This is a genomic window from Bacillus sp. N447-1, assembly GCF_022701035.1.
GTDB lineage: Bacteria > Bacillota > Bacilli > Bacillales > Bacillaceae_G > Bacillus_A > Bacillus_A cereus.
Genome location: NZ_CP065509.1, coordinates 5,242,899 through 5,261,081 on the forward strand (window position 1 = coordinate 5,242,899; position 18,183 = coordinate 5,261,081).

The following is an 18,183-nucleotide window of genomic DNA, read 5'->3' on the forward strand; positions in this document are numbered from 1 at the left end:
ATGATGAGTATAGTAGATTTACGAATGCTTTTAAACCTGGAATAATATAATGGATTCAAATAAAACACCGAAATAAGAAAAAGCTTCCACTACTGTGGAAGCTTTTCTAAATGATGTGCAATATCAATATACATATTTGAGTAAGTCGAATGTATTTCATTACTTGGCATAGCGTTAGAAGAGAAGTGGACAATTACCATATTTGCTTTCGGATCGATGTAAAGTGTTTGTCCGTAACTACCTAACACTTCAAAAGCACCCTGTTCATTGTGGGGAATCCACCATTGATTATGATAAGAAATGGAAGCTCCAGGGCTAATTGCAAGTTCACCTTCTTGGACATTTTTTATATCTTCAGTAATAGAAGAAGGGAGAATTTGTTTTCCGTTATATTCCCCGTTGTTTAATAGTAATTGCCCGAATTTCGCCATATCTCTAGCAGTTGCATTTAAGCCAGCGCTTGCTTGTTCTATTTTCGTTTCATCTGTAACGTAATACGCGTTTTCTTCCATACCAATTTGAGACCAAATTCGTTCGCTTACATTTTCAGCTAGTGATTTACCAGTAATAGTTCTAATAATCCAAGCGAGCGTTTCTGTTGATCCGTTATTGTAAGAAAAGGCAGAACCAGGCGGTGCCGTTTCTTCGGCTTCTCGTAACATATCATAAATTTTCATCGGACCGTCGTAATTTTTGCCGCGGGGTAAAATATTGCTAGCTAAATATAATTGTGCATCTTGATTTTCTAGCCCAGGCTGCTCATATCCGTGGGTCGGGTATTCTGCTGACACTTGCATGTCCATTAATTGCTGAAGTGTGGCATTACCGAACGGTGTGTTTTTTAATTCTTTTATGTAAGTGTCAGCTGTTTTCTCTAAATCGATACGATTCTCTTCAGCGAGAGATTGTATAATTGCCCCGGTAAAGACTTTTGCTAATGATGCCATACCATGAGGTTCATTCTGTTTATACCCATTGAAATATCGTTCGTAAACAAGTTGTCCATTATGTACAACGACAAAAGCATCTGTTTTGTTATCATCTAAAAGTTTTTTTAGAGGAGTTGTATTTCCGAATCTACGCTCCACAGCAAAATCGTCTAAGTTTTGCAATGCGGAAGGGAAGTGAGCAATTTGGTCAGGATTGTTTTTTACGTTATTAACTAAAGTGAATTCTTTCATGTGTGTGTACGACCAACGTAAGTAAGGGTCATTTAACCAGTTTTCTTTTGTCACATTATGTTTTGATGGGGTCGTTTTATTTTGTTTGAAGTAAGTAAACCCAAGCCCTGTAATTACAAATATGAATGTTAGTATAAGTAAGAGTAGGGGAGATTTTTTTAGTTTCATATATGGCCCTCCTTTTTATTTCTACTATAAGTATACGCTCGTCTTGAAAGAAATACAAAATAAGGAAAGTAAACGGGGAAGTTTACTTTCCTTATTAACGTTAAGCGGAAATTTTTCCGTCTGTAGGTTGTTTCTTGAATTTTTGTTTTCGTCCGTGTAATCCATAATATAAAAGTAAAGTGAACGCAACGATAATAGCTGCGATAAAATACATATTATGATAACTGGATTTCGCTGCGACAATACCTAAAATGAAAGAACCAAAACCAATACCACTATCAAAGAATGAGAAATACGTAGCTGTCGCAGAACCACGTCTATGGTTTGGAGCGGCAGAAATCGCAATCGTTTGGAAACTTGGAATTAATGTCCCGTAACCTAAACCGATTAGCATACCTGCGCCAAGGAACCAAAATGAAGTTTGTGCTTGGCTTAATATGAACATTCCGATTGTGAAAATAATGATAGCAGGGTAAACGAGTACATTTTCACCGAAGCGATCAAAAATCTTTCCTGTAAATGGACGAGAAATGACAACAACAAGTGCGTATAAAATAAAGAAGTAACTTGCAATTTCACTTAAACCGAGTTCTTTCGCATAAATAGGAATAAAGGATAAAATACCACTATAAGAAAAGGCTAAAACAAATCCTGTAAGTGCAATCGGAATAGAAGATGGTTCGATTAAGTCTTTCCATTTCATTTTTTCACGTTTTTGTTTGCTAACAGGTGCTTCGTGCGGAATATCTACAAGTAGTCCTAATAAAAATGCAAGTAATGAAAATACGGAACAAACGATAAATAATACAGTAAACGAAAAATGAGAAATAATTGTTAAACCTAAAAAAGGACCAATTACCATCGGCAGACTCATAAATACGCCGAAATATGCAAGCGCTTCGCCTCGTCGATGAGCTGGCGCAACATCAGTTACAATCGTACCAGTAGCTGTCGTTGCCATCCCGAACCCAATACCGTGCAAGAAGCGAAGGGCAAGTAATAAGAATAAACTTTGCGCACCGAAATACATAACAGTAGCGGCTAAAAATAATGAAAGTGAAATAAATAATATTTTCTTTCTTCCTAAATCATCGAGCCATTTTCCTGTGAATGGTCTACATAAAACAGAAGAAATAAGAAACACAGTTGCAACTAAACCAATTTCCTCAGGTTTTCCTTTTAGGCCGTCTATGACATAGACAGGCAGAGTAGTCATAAGCATGTAAAATGTTAAGAAGAGAAATAGACTACTAAAACAAGTTCCGAGGAAATCCTTCGTCCAAAGTTTCTCACTTTGCATCGTCATCCCTCCAATTTAATCTAAATTTTTAATAATTTGTTGTAACACTTGAAATGCTTGATGTAAATCATCTTCATTAATACCTTCTAGCGTTTTTTCTTCGAAAGTATCAACTTCTTCTTGCCATACTGGAATCATCTTTATCGCTGTTTCGGATAAAGAAATGAGCTTCTCGCGGCGATCTTTACCTTCTGTACGAATAATCCATCCCATCGTTTCCATACGTGTTAACGTACGAGTCATCGTTGGTGATTCAACATTTAAATACTGGCACAATTCTGTTTGCGTACAAGAACCAGTTTGATTAATGCGGAAAATAACAGCCCATTGCGCACTAAATAACCCTGTTGGAGATACACGTTCATTAAATTTCTTCGTAAACTTTCGAGAAGTCTGGCTGACGATGTGAAAAAAATGTTGTTTTTCGTCCATGTATTTTGATCCTTTCAAATTAGTTACCTAGCTAACTATATACTTTTTTATAATAATTGTCTAGTAATAGACATGTTGATTTATGTAAAAAATTCTTATAGGTTTTATGTTGCGAACGTATATTCTACGTGCTATTCTTTAATTAAGTAAAGAATTTTCTTTCTATTAAATAGAATGGGGGAACTTGTGATGATTAAGCCTGCAACAATGGAGTTTGTTTCACTATCGAACGGAGAAACGATTGCATATCAGGAAGTTGGAAGGCGAAATACAGATATTCTTGTACTCATTCACGGGAACATGACATCGTCACAACATTGGGATTTAGTTATTGAAAAGTTGCAAGATCAATACCATATTTACGCTCTTGATTTAAGAGGGTTTGGACAATCAACGTATAATCAGTCGATAGATTCATTACAAGACTTTGCAGACGATGTAAAATTATTTATTGACGAGTTAAAGCTAGAGAAATTTTCATTAATGGGCTGGTCAATGGGTGGTGGCGTTGCGATGCAATTTACAGCGAATCACCCAACTTTTGTAGAAAAGTTAATTTTAGTAGAATCAGTAGGAATGAAAGGATACCCAATCTTTAAAAAAGATACGAATGGGCAGCCGATTGTATCAAGTTTAGTAAAGACGAAAGAAGAAATTGCGCAAGATCCAGTACAAATCGCTCCAGTATTAGATGCGATAAAAAATATGAACAAACTATATTACCGTACAGTATGGAATCTATTAATATATACACATAATCAACCTGAACCGGATCGTTATGAAAAGTATTTAGATGATATGTTAACGCAACGTAATTTCGTAGATGTGAATTATGCGCTCATTACATTTAATATTTCAGATGAACATAATGGGGTTGTAGAGGGAAGTAAACAAATTCATCGTATTAAAGCGCCAACACTCGTCATACAAGGTGATAGAGATTATGTCGTACCGCAAGTAGTCGGTGAGGAATTAGCGAAACATTTGCCAAATGCAGAGTTGAAGGTATTAGAAGATTGCGGACACTCGCCGTTTATTGATTGTTTAGATGTATTTATAAAACATGTAGAGGATTGGTTAGAACAGAAATAATCCCCGAAATGAGAAGTGTTGCATATACTATAACATTTGTATGTATAAGGGGAGATTATCAATGCATAAACCATCCTTAATCGCTTATTCGCCATATAATCATCATATCTATACAAAAATAATGATAGATCCGATGTATATGCAAGTTTCACCAGCTGTAGTTCCTTTACAAATGCAGCAGCCACTAACAGCTCATATGCAACATTACTTATATGGACCTTCATTTTATGAAAATCCATATTTTAAACACTTTCATTACAATGTGAAAGCGCAAGTTTGGGAAGGATAAGATAACAAGCTAAAAGGTTCATTCTTTTAGCTTGTTTTTTATTGCGAATATTCGTACACGCATTTGAAGAAACAGTTTATAATGAAAAGTGGAAGCGTGAGAAGGAGAGGGACAGAGGATGTCAATGCGTTTTACTTTTTGGATTATGGTTGGGATTGTAGCAATCTCGGGTTTGTCACAAGGAATGCTCTTACCGGCCATTGCAATGATTTTTGAACAAGAAGGGGTTAGTTCAAGTATTAATGGTATTCATGCGACGGCATTGTACATTGGGATATTAGTTATTTCGCCGTTTCTTGAAAAACCGATGCAAAGGTTTGGAATGAAGCCGATTATTGTTATAGGTGGGTTTCTCGTTATTATTTCATTATTCTTTTTTACACAAACATTTTCATTTTGGGTATGGTTTATCCTTAGATTTCTAGTTGGAGTTGGAGATCATATGCTTCATGTCGGAACACAAACATGGATCACGACAACATCAGACCCAAGTAAAATAGGGAGACAAGTATCGATATACGGTGTATTCTTCGGAATTGGTTTTGCCGTTGGTCCGTATTTAGCAAGCACTGTGCAGTACGGTCTTGCAACACCATTTATTATATCTACTATACTTTGTTTAATAGGTTGGCTTTTACTACTTCCAACAAAAAATGCATTCCCAGCGCAAGATGAAAGAGAAGTGAAGAGTGAATCATCATTTTCTCGTTATAAACAAGTTGTTGGATTAGGATGGATTGCACTGCTGGGTCCACTTGCATATGGCGTACTTGAAGCAATGCTAAACAGTAACTTACCAGTATACGCACTTCGTAAAGGGTGGTCTGTTTCAGATGTATCCTTCTTATTACCAGCATTTGCAGTTGGGGGTATTATTACACAAATTCCGCTCGGTATATTAAGTGACAAATACGGAAGGGACCGTATATTAACGTGGACGTTTAGCATAAGTACGGGCATTTTTCTACTTGCCGCCGTATTTGATCAATATTACTGGATCGTCTTTGCCTGCATGTTGTTAGCGGGTATGGTCATTGGATCGTGCTTCTCGTTAGGACTTGGATTTATGACAGATTTATTACCGAGACACTTATTGCCAGCAGGTAATATATTATCCGGAATCGCTTTTAGTTTAGGAAGTATTATGGGACCTGTATTAGGTGGCGTATTTATAGAAAAAATACAGTATACAAGCTTTTTTATTGCGGTTATGATTATAATGGGAATTCTCGCAATGTTATATATGGTCTACATGAAAAATCAATTCGCATCAAGAAAAATAGAAAGTAGGTTAGGGCATGACAAAACAACCTAATAAAAAGAAATTTGAAGTACTTGAAAATGAAACAATTACAGACTGCTTAGCACGTATGGAACAAGAAGGCTACGCTCCGTCTCGTCGTATGGAAGAGCCAATCTTTCATGAAGTAAAGAAAGACGGCAAAACAGTAGTTGAGCCGTGCGGTAGGAAGATTGTTTTTGAAGGGAAATTGAAGTAATCCAATAACAAATTCTCTTTATAGTATAGAGCCATCCAATAGTTGGGTGGCTTGTTTTTTTATTAATCAATGAAGGAATTGAATAGAATGAATCTCTCGTTCATTTCTCCTAATTGCCTTCTTTATATGGGGCAAAAGATTGCTACTTTTTTCGTATATTGGTAAAATAAGTTCTTGGGTCTTACTTATTGTTATCGGTATAATGTTTGTCGCTTGAATGAAAGAAATTAGTTGCAAAAATTTCGTACTATGTAAAGGGGTATAGCAACGATCCCTTTTTTTGGAGGCACCTTAAACATAAAGCGAGAGAAGAGGCTATATGAACGATTCTCCTATCTTGTTTAAATATTAAACGAGTTACTGCAATTGGAACAGGTATATCAAACTAGTCGACATCCTGATGGATCATCTTTTTCTAGTAATCTATCACTTCTGATGGAATCGATAGATTGCTAGAAAGCGGAAAATAATTATTAGTATATTCCGAAGCAGGTGTAACAGAGTGTCCTTCCATAATTAAGGGTAAAACCAAAATACGTTGTTGTAAAGAATGATTTGTTAGAACTAGTTATAAGGAATAAAACAGAAAAGAGGATCACATGTTAGATACTTTACAGAGAAGTAAAAAGTTTTTTTTAGTATGTCTTATTTTTTTAGTGCTTTTAACCGCTTGTGGTAATACTGATGTTAAGACATCTAAAGCTTCATTACCACCGGCTGAATCCAATATAGATACATCATTAAAAGCACCAAATTGGGTAGATAAAAGTCCTATCCAACAGTCTCCTAATTTTACGGAAGATAAAAAAGTACAATCGGTTGTGAATTTAATAGCAACGGGTGATAATTTATATCATGACGCAGTAATTAAAGATGGCAAACAAAAAGACGGTTCATATGATTATAATTATATTTATGAAAATATCAAAAAAGCTGTTAAATCAAGTGATCTTGCTATCGTGAACCAGGAGACTCCGATTGCCGGAAATAATTTAAAAGTACAAGGATATCCGACTTTCAATACACCTGAAGAAGTAGGCCAATCTTTAGTGGACACTGGATTCAATATAGTGACTCAAGCGACAAATCACGCTATGGATATGGGTATTAAAGGTGTTGCGAATACAAGAGAATACTGGAAGAAATATCCGGATGTTATCCCGGTAGGTATTAATGAGAGTCAAAACGAGCGTAATGAAATAAAAACGATTACAAAAAATGGTATTCGTTTTGCGTTACTCAATTATACATATGGTACGAATGGAATTAAAATTCCAGCTGATAAGTCTTGGGCTTTAAATTTAATTGATAAAAAAGCGATACAAAATGATGTGGAAAAGGCAAAGAGTAGCTCTGATATGGTGATTGTTATGGTGCATTGGGGAGTAGAATATACCTCAACACCTTCAAAGCAACAAAAAGAAGTTGCTCAATATTTAACAGATTTAGGTGTAGATGTAGTAATTGGAAATCATCCACATGTAATTCAACCAATTGAGTGGAAACAAAATAAAGATGGACATGAAACGCTAATCTATTATTCTCTTGGAAATCTTATTTCTGCGCAAGAAAAACTAGAAACATTGGTTGGAGGATTATCTTATGTACAATTTGTTAAGTATGAAGATAAAACTTTTGGTATACGACAAGCGGCAATCGTACCGACAGTAACCGACTATGCCGATGGTAAGAAACAATTTAAAATTCAATTTTTAAAAGATTATTCGGATGAAAATTCTAAAAAACATGGAATTAAAAAATTTGTCGGCCCCGTTTCTTTGAAGGATTTCAAGGAGATTCCTAGAGACGTGTTGGGAAATTGGTATAAAGACTAATAAACAAAAAGGGAATGAGATACAATTAAAAAATTTATAATTTTAGCATTGGTATTAGCAATGGGATGGAGTCTTGCTGCTTGTAGTGGAAAGCAAACATCTCAGGCAACTACTAATAATAACGATAAAAATAAAAATGAAATACATACGAAGAAAAAAGATGTTTTACCTATCTCTGATGTTAATGATTGGAGAATTATCCTTGTAAATAGAGAGCATATGTTATCAAAGGAACTAGGAATTGAATTAACAAGTATCACCCAAAATGCGAAGCCAAATATGAAAATAGATAGTAGAATTGCAACTTCCTATCAGGATATGGTAGCAGCTGCAAAAAAAGAGGGAATCAATCTTTATTTAAGATCAGGTTATCGAGCTATAAAATTACAACAAACTTATTATGATGCTTCAGTTAAAAGCTATAAATCTCAAGGCCTGTCGGATAAAGAGGCTAGTGCTAAGGCATTGGAATATCTTCAGTATCCTGGTGCAAGTGAACATCATACTGGATTAGCGTTAGACATTATTTCAGTTGAATGGCAGAATACTGTAGAAGATTTAAATGCAAAATTTGAAACTACCGATGCATTCAAATGGTTAGATAAGAACGCTGCAGAATATGGATTTACTCTCCGCTATCCAAAAGATAAAGAGAATATTACTGGCATTAAGTATGAGCCATGGCACTATCGTTATGTAGGAAAAGAAGTTGCTGTTTATCTAAAAGAAAAAGGGTTAACTTTAGAAGAATATAACGAAAAAATTAAGTCTGGTAAGTAAAAATATGCTGTAATTTTATTAAACATTATGCACTGCTACAGGAAAAGGTGAATCTGAGGATGTGTTAACCTTCCGCCTAGTATTGTAAAAACTGAGTATGATAATTTGAGCACGTATGAACCAGTTATCGTGTAAAAAGATGTATGTATTAAGAAATTAAAGTTAAGGATCTGATATTCATATCAGATCCTTTTTCTATCGTTCTTTTAAGAGCGACTGAGCCAAAATATTGGAATGAATATAAAAATAAAACAGCCCAAGGAATAGTAAAACGAATCCGGGAGCCTACTCGTACGCTTCATTGGGATTATCCAGAAATAGTTGTTGATGAAATAAGAAAGAATGGGTCTTACTCTCAAGCAAGAATTTAATATGAATGAATTGGATAGAAGGTAGTAATAAAAAACACTGCGCCTGGCAGTGTTTTTTATTATTTCTGCACATAAATACATAGTCATATTGATTAAAGTTTCACTTTATTGAAGAAAAATGCGAAAGCCATTCATAAAATATGGAAATGTTAAAATCCTTTGATAAAATAGCAATATGTAAAAATAATTATTTGTTAATTCTTAATGTAATGAATATTCATGTTTAAATATACGAATTTAACTACATAGTTATTGTGCTAAAGGGGGAGAAAGATGTTAGATGAATTATACAATGCTTTTTTAAATGCGTCTGGTTTTACAGAAAGTGCGAGGAAACGAGATCGGTATGATGATTTACATGATTATTTAAAAGATAAAGAAAGAGAGTTAAAGCAATTCATTCAAGAGGCTGAATCAGCGAAGAGAGAGTATGAGAGTAAAAGTAATGGCTTAGAAGCTAATAAAATTCCGGCAGTTGAATTTGAACAAAAACGTCATGAAAAGGATGAAGACTTAAATACAGTATTATCCTATTTTAAAAGTGCATTAAGCGATGTTGGATCTGCAAAAAGTACAGCTTATGCAAAGTATTTGGAATATAAAGCGAAAGCAGAATCAGAGAAAGCGTCAGCATACGCCGCAGCGACCAAGGCTTTTGAAGAAAAGAAAAAGGAATTTGAAAACTTTATCCATTAAGCATACAAAGAATGGAGGGAACCAACATGAGTGGTAAAGAGGTTGAAATTATAGGAAGTAACACTGCAAGTGCCATTTCTTACGCACAAAACATTGAAAATGGTATGAAGGATTCTTTAAACCAAGCGAAAGACTTAAAAGCATATGTCACAGGTGCGAAATGGAATGGAAAAACGCGAGATGCTTTTTTAAGTTATCTTGATTTGATCATTCAATATAATTCAGAAATGGTAGAGGCATTTGAAGGGCATACGAAAGCTTTGAAAGAGTTAGATAAAAGCATTCAAACGTACGGAGATAAATCGGAAGTAAGGGCGATAAAACAACTGTGATGGAGAAACGAGGGATAAAAGAATGGGGAAAGAAATGAGTTTTGCACCTGCTGAATTATATGTTCTCGCAGGTGCAGCTGGGGTTACCGATATATTTGGATTGCCAAACCGTGACGCAATTATTTTACTTGATGCAGAATGTGTCACGAAAGCAACTACGAGTTTAAAAGAAAAAGGCCTACTTACAAGTGAAAATGGAATTACCCCTGCAGCTTTTCAAATAATTGAACTATTAAAGGAATATGAAAATTGTCATGAATACACGAGAATGAATAATGTATTAATTGGCTTTTTGAAAGAGGATAAAGACCGAGTGGCTGTATTAACGGAAATAGAGCCAAATAAAAAATACGAGATCGACTACATACCAAAGCCAGACGTATATTTTTCCTTATTAACACGCATCCCTTTCTTATTGAGAGAACCGAGGGAAATAGAAGATACATTTTTCTCAAAGAGAATGACAGAGGCAGAACAACAAACATTTGAGGAAAAAGATTTATCAAATAAAGACGTTATAGCGATAGAAACGTATACGAGGCCTCGAAGTAATAGAGGAGGAAAATGGGAATGTTTCTTATATTTTACTGAAGGAGAAGATTTCGTTCAAATAGATGTAGATCGTAATCGATATGACTGGGTGAGCCTCTATGCGGTTAATAAGAAATTGTATGACGTGTTAAAAATGCCATATAAAAAGTTAATTGACCCGAGACAATTCTCGTTAGGAGGTATTCAATAATGCAAGTATCAATGGGAGATAGTGGTTCTGGTGGTGGAGAAGAAGTATTAGTTAATTTTCAAGAACTACTAGATATAGTAATGAAGTTAGAAAATATATATAAAATCCATGTAGACGTCATTGGAACGAATATTGAGAGTTTATTAAGCTGTGATTTTTATCAAAAAGGTGAAGCGATGAGAGTAATTGAAAAATATCCTGATATATTACACAAAACACTAGAATTGGCTGAACACTATTCTAGGTCAGCGACAGTTGTAGGGAATGTATGTGTAGAAATGCTTGAAAAGGACGAACAATTACGTGAAATATTAAGTAAGTTGTAGAAATCACCATACGGCTGGGGGGATGAAAACGAGATGGATGTGAAATATAGACCTGAACCATGGCAAAACATGGGGGATGGTATGAATCGAATTACAAAAGATGCACTCATGAAATTACGGGAAGCAAATGAATCATTAAAAAGAATTGATGGAAGAATACGAGATTTAGACTCGGATGGTAGTATACATTTTAATCCTAAAGATCAATCGCAAAAAATCGGGGAATTACTTGATAGTTATACGACATTACAAAAATATTGCGGAGAAGCAGGGCGATTGGTGTCTGAACATATAGATAAACCTTTTTTAGTAGAAATGGATAAATTCGCTCAAAAAATGAGAGATACATCTATTCTCAGTTTTGAAACAAATAACCGAATTGGCTCTACAACAACGACAGTATTACCAGGTGCGCATGCGGGCTACGGAAGTGTACCACAAACAATACAGAAGAAGAAAGATAAAATAACAGTAGAAGATATTTTTAAAGATTCACCTGCATTTGATAACGTACTGAGAGCGGAGTACGAAGAACTAAAAAAACAAAATCCAGATGCAAAATTAAATTATGAAGAATACAAGAAAGTGGTCCCATCCACACGAGGATTTGAATACAAATCGATAGAAGATGAACAGAAAAAACTAGAAATGGTGCGAGACATAGGAATAGGCGTAGGAATCATCATCACAACAATCCTTTGTCCACCACTCGGGGCCGCTGCCGCAGTAGTATACGGCGCTGTACAAATAAAAAGTGGTATCGACGGAGAAGACTGGGGAACACACCGGAAATTGAGCCAAGAAGAGCGGGTAGGAAACATCATTTTTGGCGGATTAGATGCAATCCCAGTTGTTGGAGCGGTAGGAAAAGGAGTAAAAGCATTCAAAGGGACGAGTGAATTAGCTGATTTAGCCAAATTATTAAAATTCAAAGAAGGAATGCCTGGTTTTAATCCAAATTTGGGTAAAAATGTGGTACAATCGCTTAAGGAAAATAAGACTTTAAAAAATGCACTAGATGCTATGGAAAATACTCCTATTCCAGTAGCAGTTAGGATGGTGGATACTGGAATAGGAATGAGGCTTCCTTATATAGAATCTTCAACTGTTGGAGAAGTAGCTGGAAAGTTTTCAAAGGCAAGTACGGCAGCTAAGGATGACGCTTATCAACTTGCTAAGGGTAGTGGAGGGGGTAAGGGTACGGGTGAAAATCCAGAAATAGTGAAATTTACAGAGGAACAATTATCTACTAAACCCTTATATTCTAGAGATCCTGAAAAATGGCAGAAAAAAGGTGGGAAAATCGAAATTAGTGAGGAAGGAATATGGACTTATATTGATTGGGAGATTCCTCCAAATCGAGTTTCTTATCCTGGAGGTTTTCCCGACTTTAAATCTGCTGGGTTGGTAAGACAAGAAGTTCCGATAGGTGAATTTAATAGATATGACATTGATTTTGCTAAAGCTGATGAATTAGCTCCAAATGGACCAAAATTAGATGAAAACACATGGCACCATCATCAAGATTTAACAACAATGCAAGAAGTTAGTAAAGAGATGCATAGAAGATTTCGACATATGGGTGGAATGTCATTAGCTAAGAAGTTAAAAGATTAAATAGGAGTGAAATAAATGAATTTAAATGCTTTTGGTAAAGCAACTGAAGAATCAATTGAAGAATTAGAAGAGTTTTTAGGATTTTTACTTCCGGAAGATTATAAAAAATTTTTAAGTGAATATAACGGAGGTACTTCGAAAGTTAGGTATAGTAAATTTTTTGTTAAAGAATTAAATCAGGAAATCCCTTTAGATGTTTTGTATGGTATAGGTGTAAAAAAAACTTTTGATTTAAGTGAATGCTATGAAGAGTTTGAAGAAGATATGTTACCGACCAGTTTAATCATAGGAGATGATCCGAGTTCAGGGTTAATTGTACTTATTACAGATACTGAAAACCATGGTGTATATTATTGGGATCATTCTTTTTATTTTCCACAGTCTAGTGAAGAAGAAAATACGTATAAAATAGCTGATAGCTTTAAGGATTTTATTAATGGATTGAAGAATCCTTAATTACCAACTTTTATATGTTGTAATTAATAATTTAAGATATTAAGCAAATATACGAAATGGATTACAGTAACTTTATAAATGCTAAAACTATACTTTATACATGAGAATGCTAAAAATGTGGTACTTGGTTAAAGATAACAATCATATATGTAGATGAATAGAAAATAAAGTGTATTTGCAGTGGAAAAAAGTAGGCTATTAAAAAGTGCATACTTCAAAACACATGGAATGCATATTAAACTAACGAACTGATAGAAACTCGTAAGTTTTAATGTAGTAGTTGTCATGACATATAAAAGGTGTCGTACTGTTACTAAAAAACTTACAGATTTATGCTATTTAAAAATACATGAACTTAAAGCACTTGATTGTCTCCGAAAGGCAACGAGTGCTTTTTTATTAGATAGACATGCTATAAATTTTTAGAAATTATTTTTTATGAATTCAGGCTAACATAAATTATTAGTATTATATAATTGAAAATACATTAGCAAAAGGTGTGGACTCCGTAACCCCATTCGTAAAAGGTGTAGAAATACTGCCAGATGGAAGTGTCGCTAGAACTGGAACGAACTATAGCGGGAAATTCCAAGAAGCCCATGATGCCTCAAAGGCGAGTATTCAGAGTAGGGTCTCGAATTTGGAGAGTGGTGGGGTTAAGGTTACGGGTGAAGGTACTCAAACTAAAAAAATTAAACCGACTAATGAAAGAACTGCAGAATATGAAGAAGCTATGACAAAAGCAGCTAGAGATTTACCTCCTTATAGTAGAAAACCTAATAAACCAAGAGATTTTGAAGAAAAAGTAGTAGATGATTCCACAGGAATTACTACTTATACATTTAAATTCAAGAAAAATGTGGAAACTTATAAAGTTAAATATGATAAAGATGGTTACCCAATTTTCGATTCAAAATATGAAACATCTTTATCAGAGTCATATCATATAGAGCCTGACTCTGTGCAGTTAAAATATCTCTCACAAAAAATATAGGACGATATAATGAAAGATCCAAACTTAGCAAAACAATTCAGCCAAACAGATATTGAGTTATTCAAATTAGGTAAGAAGCCAAAATCAGTCACATGGCATCATCATCAAGAGACTGGTAAAATGCAACTTGTTGATTATTATGAACATCAGGTTGCGGGTCATACAGGTGGTAGAGCAATTTGGGGTGGTGGAGATGACGGTAGAACAGGTAAATTGAAGGAAATTATTTTGGAGATGATAAAATGAGCCGAGTAACTTGGCTATTTACGGATGGAGCGATAGATGAGCAAGTAATTATTGCTGTGGAGAATTCATTTTGTGTCAGATTTCCAGATGACTACCGTGAATGCATTAAAAAAAATAACGGTGGTTATCCTGAGCCGAATATTTATGATATTAATGATGATGAGGGTGGAGCAGTCTTTGATTGTCTATTAAGTTTTACAAGCAGAGATGCAAATATAGAAGTTGTTTATGAATTAACTTCACTTCCGGAAGGTATTATTCCATTTGCAAGAGACCCATTTGGGGGACTTATTTGTTTTAATTACTGTGATACTAAAGATTCTCCGTCAGTAGTTTTCTATGATCAGGAATCAGTGAATGAGGATAAAATTAAATTAATATGCGACTCTTTTTCTGAATTGATTGAGAGATTATACTCTGATTGAGAAAAACAAAATGAACAGGAAAGAAGGTTAATTGTATGAGGAATTTAGATTTTGAATATACTTTTACCCCTATTGGCATTGAAGATATCGAATATTTCGAAAATAAGTATGGTATATTGTTACCTGATGATTATAAACAATTTTTGCTGTCTAAAAATGGAGGGAAAACTGAGCAACGAAGATTTAAAACTAATGATACAACTAAGAAAGGCGTAATAACATCGTCTGTTTCAATGTTTTTTCCTCTATCAATAGAAAATGAAATAAATCTAGAAGAGAAATTAAGAAGGTATAATTTGATGCAAGTGGTACCAAGTAATTTTCTTCCAATTGGAATTGACCCAGCGGGGAGTTTGATTTGTTTATCAATTGATGGGAAAGAGAGAGGTAGTGTATATCATTGTGATATGGATTACTTTGAAGAAGATAACGAGTTAAGAGAGGAATACATCCGACTAATTTCTAAAAGTTTCTCTAAATTTGTGGATAATTTATATATTCCTGAAAACTAATGGTAGGATTTTATTGAAGGAAGAAAAGCTTTAGGAGAATATCTTGACCGTAAGCTAAAGAATAATAACGTTGGTAAGATTGTTACGTATACATCCAGTGAAGGGCATCTTACGCGTCCGGATAGTATAGGTCGTAATGCTAAGGATGAAATCGATTTAGTTCATGATCACAAACACAAAATAAGTGACAAAGAACACGTTATTCATAATGACAGTCAAATGCGAGCTGAAAGAGAGATGCTCGAAGATAAAAATGGAAGTCATATTGTGACAATATCAAGCGATAAACCCGATTTGAATGGGATTCCTCCTCATCCAAGACCAAGTGGGCCTTTGGGTAAGGATAGTGATGTTTACTACACTGATCCAAATAGCGGTAAAGTGACTCATAAATGGGAGAACAATACACGTTTACCTGGTGGAGGTAGGTGGAAAAAGCTGTGAATAAAAATTATTATGTGACTATATTTTTTAATATTAAGGGGGATATACATGAAACCAGATTTTTTCACAATTACAATGTATCCTACAGTATCTTTTAACGAAGAAGAATTATTAGGTCGTCTTTTGGATGTGTTTGAGTCAAATGAAAAATTTGCTCCTACTCATTGGGGCAACTGTGAAACGGTACGGGTAGAATATAACCGTCAGGAAATTCTGGAAAAAGTAGTTTCAGAGCGTATAGTATCAGAAGTTTACCTGTATCGTGATAAATCTGTGAACTACACAGGACGTTTTCAAGTTAACTGGAGCCATCGTTCATTTTTAGAGTTTGAGTTTCATAAATCAATACCTAAAAAATTATGGTCTGCTTTTTTTGAGTTATCTGATCAAATCGCAGAAGCTGCGAAACCAAGTTACGGAGTAACTCAAATTTTTTGGCCTTTATCATATCCGTGGAATACCGACCGTGAACGTTTACAGATGTGGATGGAAATATCTTCCCAGCCAATACCGGTTAGGTTTCTTCCTAACGGTCCCTTAGGGATAGGCGCTAGAACATACTTTAGTGGTCATATTTTAGAAATGTTTGATAAGGAATTATTACAAAATAGTCCAGCTGTGGTATCTGAGCTAGATTGGGGTGGGCTTTGTATTGATATTTTAAATAATCCATTAGGGAGTGATAGTGATACATTACTTGATAATTGGCTACAAGTAATGAAGTATTTGGAACCAGCACAAGTAATGGCTATACCAAGTTTTGATGAAGATCAAATGGGTGTAACTTATTCTCCAAATATTGCTTGGAAGGACTATCTGAAAAGCTAAATGAAAGGAGATCGTAATAATGAATGAGAATGGTAATGATAGAATAAGAGTCATGGAAATATTAAATAGATCTCAATACAATGATGAGGTTATAGATGGACTAGATATGAGTGATTTAGATCTTACTTTTTCAGATTTGTCAGAGGTGATGGCAGAGGGAATCATGGCAAAACAAGTCCATTTAAGAGCTTCTTCACTAATGAGAGCATCTTTTTTTGATTGTGATTTTGAGTTTGCTGATTTCAGGAGCTGTAATTTAGAGGAAATACATATTGCAGATTGTAGATTTGGTGAAGCTAATTTCTCTAAAGCCAATATGAAATATGCAAAGGTAAATATAAGTAGTTGTTTTGAAACATGTTTTGATGAAGTTGATTTTTCATATGGAGAATTAGTTGGAACAATATTAAATCATGCTACTTTTCGACAAGCAAATTTATATAAAATAGATGCAAAACAGGCCGACTGTACGGGAACGGATTTCAGCAACGCGAATCTTACAGAAGGTAACTTTGAAAAAGCATATTTAGAAGATGCTAATTTATCAGAAGTAGATGCTAGAAATACAGATTTTACAAACGCGGATTTAACAGGAGCGAACCTTTTAAATGGGAATTTCACGGATGCGAATTTTACCGGTGCCAAACTAGACAATGTAGTTTGGAAGGGAGCACAGGTAGAAGGAGCCAAGTTTGACGAAAATGTGAAGGAACAAATCTTAAAAATGATTTAAATATGATGGGAAGTATATACATTTGAGCACTCGAAAACCTATTATTGGTAGCGAGTGCTTTTTTCGTAGAGATATTAGAGATTACTAAATTAGTGAAAATCAATATAGATTATTTTTAAGGATTATTAGATAGATTAAGTCGGGAATATTATATAATTGAAAATACATTAGCAAAAGGTGTGGACTCCGTAACCCCATTCGTTAAAGGTGTAGAAATACTGCCAGATGGAAGTGTCGCTAGATCTGGAACGAACTATAGCGGGAAGTTCCAAGAAGCCCATGATGCCTCTAAGGCGAGTATTCAGAGTAGGATCTCGAATTTGGAGAGTAGTGGGGTTAAGGGTACGGGGGATAGAAGTAAGACAGCAAGTGAAGTTAATTTAAATAATATAGCTGATTTTATTAACGGAACTAAGAATTTTGATGATGTATTAGATGATTATGCTCGACATTATATTGAGGTAATAGATATTAAAAACTGGTCTTGGGCCAATAATATTAAAGGTGGGAACAAATTAACAAGTAATAAAAGGAAAATGATAAAACAAAGAGCTGAAGAATTAGGTCTTATCCCGAAAGTTGAAGTGAAAAAAGTAGAAGGTATGCGCTATGGATTTGCTGATTTTGAAGGACTGGGTCTAGTAGTACATAAAGATGAACTTCCAAAAGATTTATGGTTAAAAAGAGATGTGGAGCAATTTGACTGGTTGAATAACAGGCTTCCAGAGGATATAAGGGCTATGGTGGAAAATGGTTCTTATACGTGGCATCATACTGAAGTACCAGGGAAAATGCAACTAGTTCCTTACGGAATCCATGGTATTACTGTTCATAATGGTGGAAGGACTAAAGGAATGTGGGCAGATGCGCCAAGATAATAAAAAA

The 18,183-nt window shown here is 34.8% G+C and carries 20 protein-coding genes and 1 pseudogene; 18 read left to right on the forward strand and 3 right to left on the reverse strand.

Annotation, left to right across the window (positions count from 1 at the left end):
* Positions 1 to 89: 89 nt before the first annotated feature.
* The 3 genes from IQ781_RS26845 to IQ781_RS26855 form a co-directional block, all read right to left on the reverse strand.
* Positions 90 to 1,349, reverse strand: a complete 1,260-nt coding sequence (locus tag IQ781_RS26845) for a serine hydrolase domain-containing protein (RefSeq protein ID WP_063220615.1) — start codon at positions 1,347 to 1,349, stop codon at positions 90 to 92.
* 100 nt (positions 1,350 to 1,449) lie between these two features.
* Positions 1,450 to 2,649 (reverse strand): MFS transporter, encoded by a 1,200-nt coding sequence (locus IQ781_RS26850; protein ID WP_001190318.1) that lies wholly within the window; start codon positions 2,647 to 2,649, stop codon positions 1,450 to 1,452.
* A 15-nt stretch (positions 2,650 to 2,664) separates the two neighbouring features.
* Complete coding sequence (locus IQ781_RS26855) at positions 2,665 to 3,081, reverse strand: MarR family winged helix-turn-helix transcriptional regulator (RefSeq protein ID WP_000343680.1); 417 nt, start codon at positions 3,079 to 3,081, stop codon at positions 2,665 to 2,667.
* Between the two features lie 189 nt (positions 3,082 to 3,270).
* On the opposite strand from IQ781_RS26855, the gene phaZ reads away from it, so the two are divergent.
* From phaZ to IQ781_RS26955, 18 genes and pseudogenes are all read left to right on the forward strand, one after another.
* The gene (gene phaZ, locus IQ781_RS26860) at positions 3,271 to 4,173 is read left to right on the forward strand and encodes an intracellular short-chain-length polyhydroxyalkanoate depolymerase (protein ID WP_000594877.1); all 903 of its coding nucleotides are present in this window, start codon (positions 3,271 to 3,273) and stop codon (positions 4,171 to 4,173) included.
* A 61-nt stretch (positions 4,174 to 4,234) separates the two neighbouring features.
* On the forward strand, positions 4,235 to 4,462 hold the full coding sequence (locus IQ781_RS26865) for a hypothetical protein (protein WP_000549500.1): 228 nt from the start codon (positions 4,235 to 4,237) through the stop codon (positions 4,460 to 4,462).
* Positions 4,463 to 4,580: 118 nt separating this feature from the next.
* The gene (locus IQ781_RS26870; protein WP_000062798.1) at positions 4,581 to 5,777 is read left to right on the forward strand and encodes an MFS transporter; all 1,197 of its coding nucleotides are present in this window, start codon (positions 4,581 to 4,583) and stop codon (positions 5,775 to 5,777) included.
* Positions 5,761 to 5,961 (forward strand): NETI motif-containing protein, encoded by a 201-nt coding sequence (locus IQ781_RS26875; protein ID WP_000166303.1) that lies wholly within the window; start codon positions 5,761 to 5,763, stop codon positions 5,959 to 5,961. The genes IQ781_RS26870 and IQ781_RS26875 overlap by 17 nt, the downstream gene beginning before the upstream one ends.
* 599 nt (positions 5,962 to 6,560) lie before the next feature.
* Complete coding sequence (locus IQ781_RS26880) at positions 6,561 to 7,796, forward strand: CapA family protein (RefSeq protein ID WP_000887602.1); 1,236 nt, start codon at positions 6,561 to 6,563, stop codon at positions 7,794 to 7,796.
* 48 nt (positions 7,797 to 7,844) lie between these two features.
* A complete protein-coding gene (locus IQ781_RS26885) occupies positions 7,845 to 8,576 on the forward strand; it encodes a M15 family metallopeptidase (protein ID WP_282093698.1) in 732 nt (243 codons plus the stop codon).
* A gap of 644 nt (positions 8,577 to 9,220) precedes the next feature.
* Entirely contained in the window at positions 9,221 to 9,643 is a 423-nt protein-coding gene (locus tag IQ781_RS26890) for a hypothetical protein (protein ID WP_000883466.1), read from the forward strand.
* Positions 9,644 to 9,669: 26 nt separating this feature from the next.
* Positions 9,670 to 9,975, forward strand: a complete 306-nt coding sequence (locus IQ781_RS26895) for a WXG100 family type VII secretion target (RefSeq protein WP_000014535.1) — start codon at positions 9,670 to 9,672, stop codon at positions 9,973 to 9,975.
* 22 nt (positions 9,976 to 9,997) lie between these two features.
* Positions 9,998 to 10,717 (forward strand): DUF5081 family protein, encoded by a 720-nt coding sequence (locus IQ781_RS26900; RefSeq protein ID WP_000514121.1) that lies wholly within the window; start codon positions 9,998 to 10,000, stop codon positions 10,715 to 10,717.
* Complete coding sequence (locus tag IQ781_RS26905) at positions 10,717 to 11,043, forward strand: hypothetical protein (RefSeq protein WP_001198201.1); 327 nt, start codon at positions 10,717 to 10,719, stop codon at positions 11,041 to 11,043. The genes IQ781_RS26900 and IQ781_RS26905 overlap by 1 nt, the downstream gene beginning before the upstream one ends.
* Positions 11,044 to 11,076: 33 nt before the next feature.
* Positions 11,077 to 12,660, forward strand: coding sequence for an HNH endonuclease (locus IQ781_RS26910; protein ID WP_139847137.1), 1,584 nt, complete (start codon positions 11,077 to 11,079; stop codon positions 12,658 to 12,660).
* A gap of 15 nt (positions 12,661 to 12,675) precedes the next feature.
* Positions 12,676 to 13,116 (forward strand): SMI1/KNR4 family protein, encoded by a 441-nt coding sequence (locus IQ781_RS26915; RefSeq protein WP_001052204.1) that lies wholly within the window; start codon positions 12,676 to 12,678, stop codon positions 13,114 to 13,116.
* Positions 13,117 to 13,615: 499 nt separating this feature from the next.
* A pseudogene (locus IQ781_RS28345) lies at positions 13,616 to 14,356 on the forward strand (HNH endonuclease).
* Positions 14,353 to 14,781, forward strand: a complete 429-nt coding sequence (locus IQ781_RS26935; RefSeq protein WP_139847136.1) for an SMI1/KNR4 family protein — start codon at positions 14,353 to 14,355, stop codon at positions 14,779 to 14,781. The pseudogene IQ781_RS28345 and the gene IQ781_RS26935 overlap by 4 nt, the downstream one beginning before the upstream one ends.
* A 35-nt stretch (positions 14,782 to 14,816) precedes the next feature.
* Entirely contained in the window at positions 14,817 to 15,293 is a 477-nt protein-coding gene (locus tag IQ781_RS26940; protein WP_139847135.1) for an SMI1/KNR4 family protein, read from the forward strand.
* 492 nt (positions 15,294 to 15,785) lie between these two features.
* The gene (locus tag IQ781_RS26945) at positions 15,786 to 16,565 is read left to right on the forward strand and encodes a hypothetical protein (RefSeq protein ID WP_000801403.1); all 780 of its coding nucleotides are present in this window, start codon (positions 15,786 to 15,788) and stop codon (positions 16,563 to 16,565) included.
* Positions 16,566 to 16,584: 19 nt separating this feature from the next.
* Positions 16,585 to 17,298 (forward strand): pentapeptide repeat-containing protein, encoded by a 714-nt coding sequence (locus IQ781_RS26950; RefSeq protein WP_074555389.1) that lies wholly within the window; start codon positions 16,585 to 16,587, stop codon positions 17,296 to 17,298.
* Between the two features lie 179 nt (positions 17,299 to 17,477).
* Positions 17,478 to 18,176: an HNH endonuclease gene (locus IQ781_RS26955; RefSeq protein ID WP_074555386.1), complete on the forward strand. Its 699-nt coding sequence runs from the start codon at positions 17,478 to 17,480 to the stop codon at positions 18,174 to 18,176.
* The last annotated feature ends 7 nt before the right edge of the window (positions 18,177 to 18,183 follow it).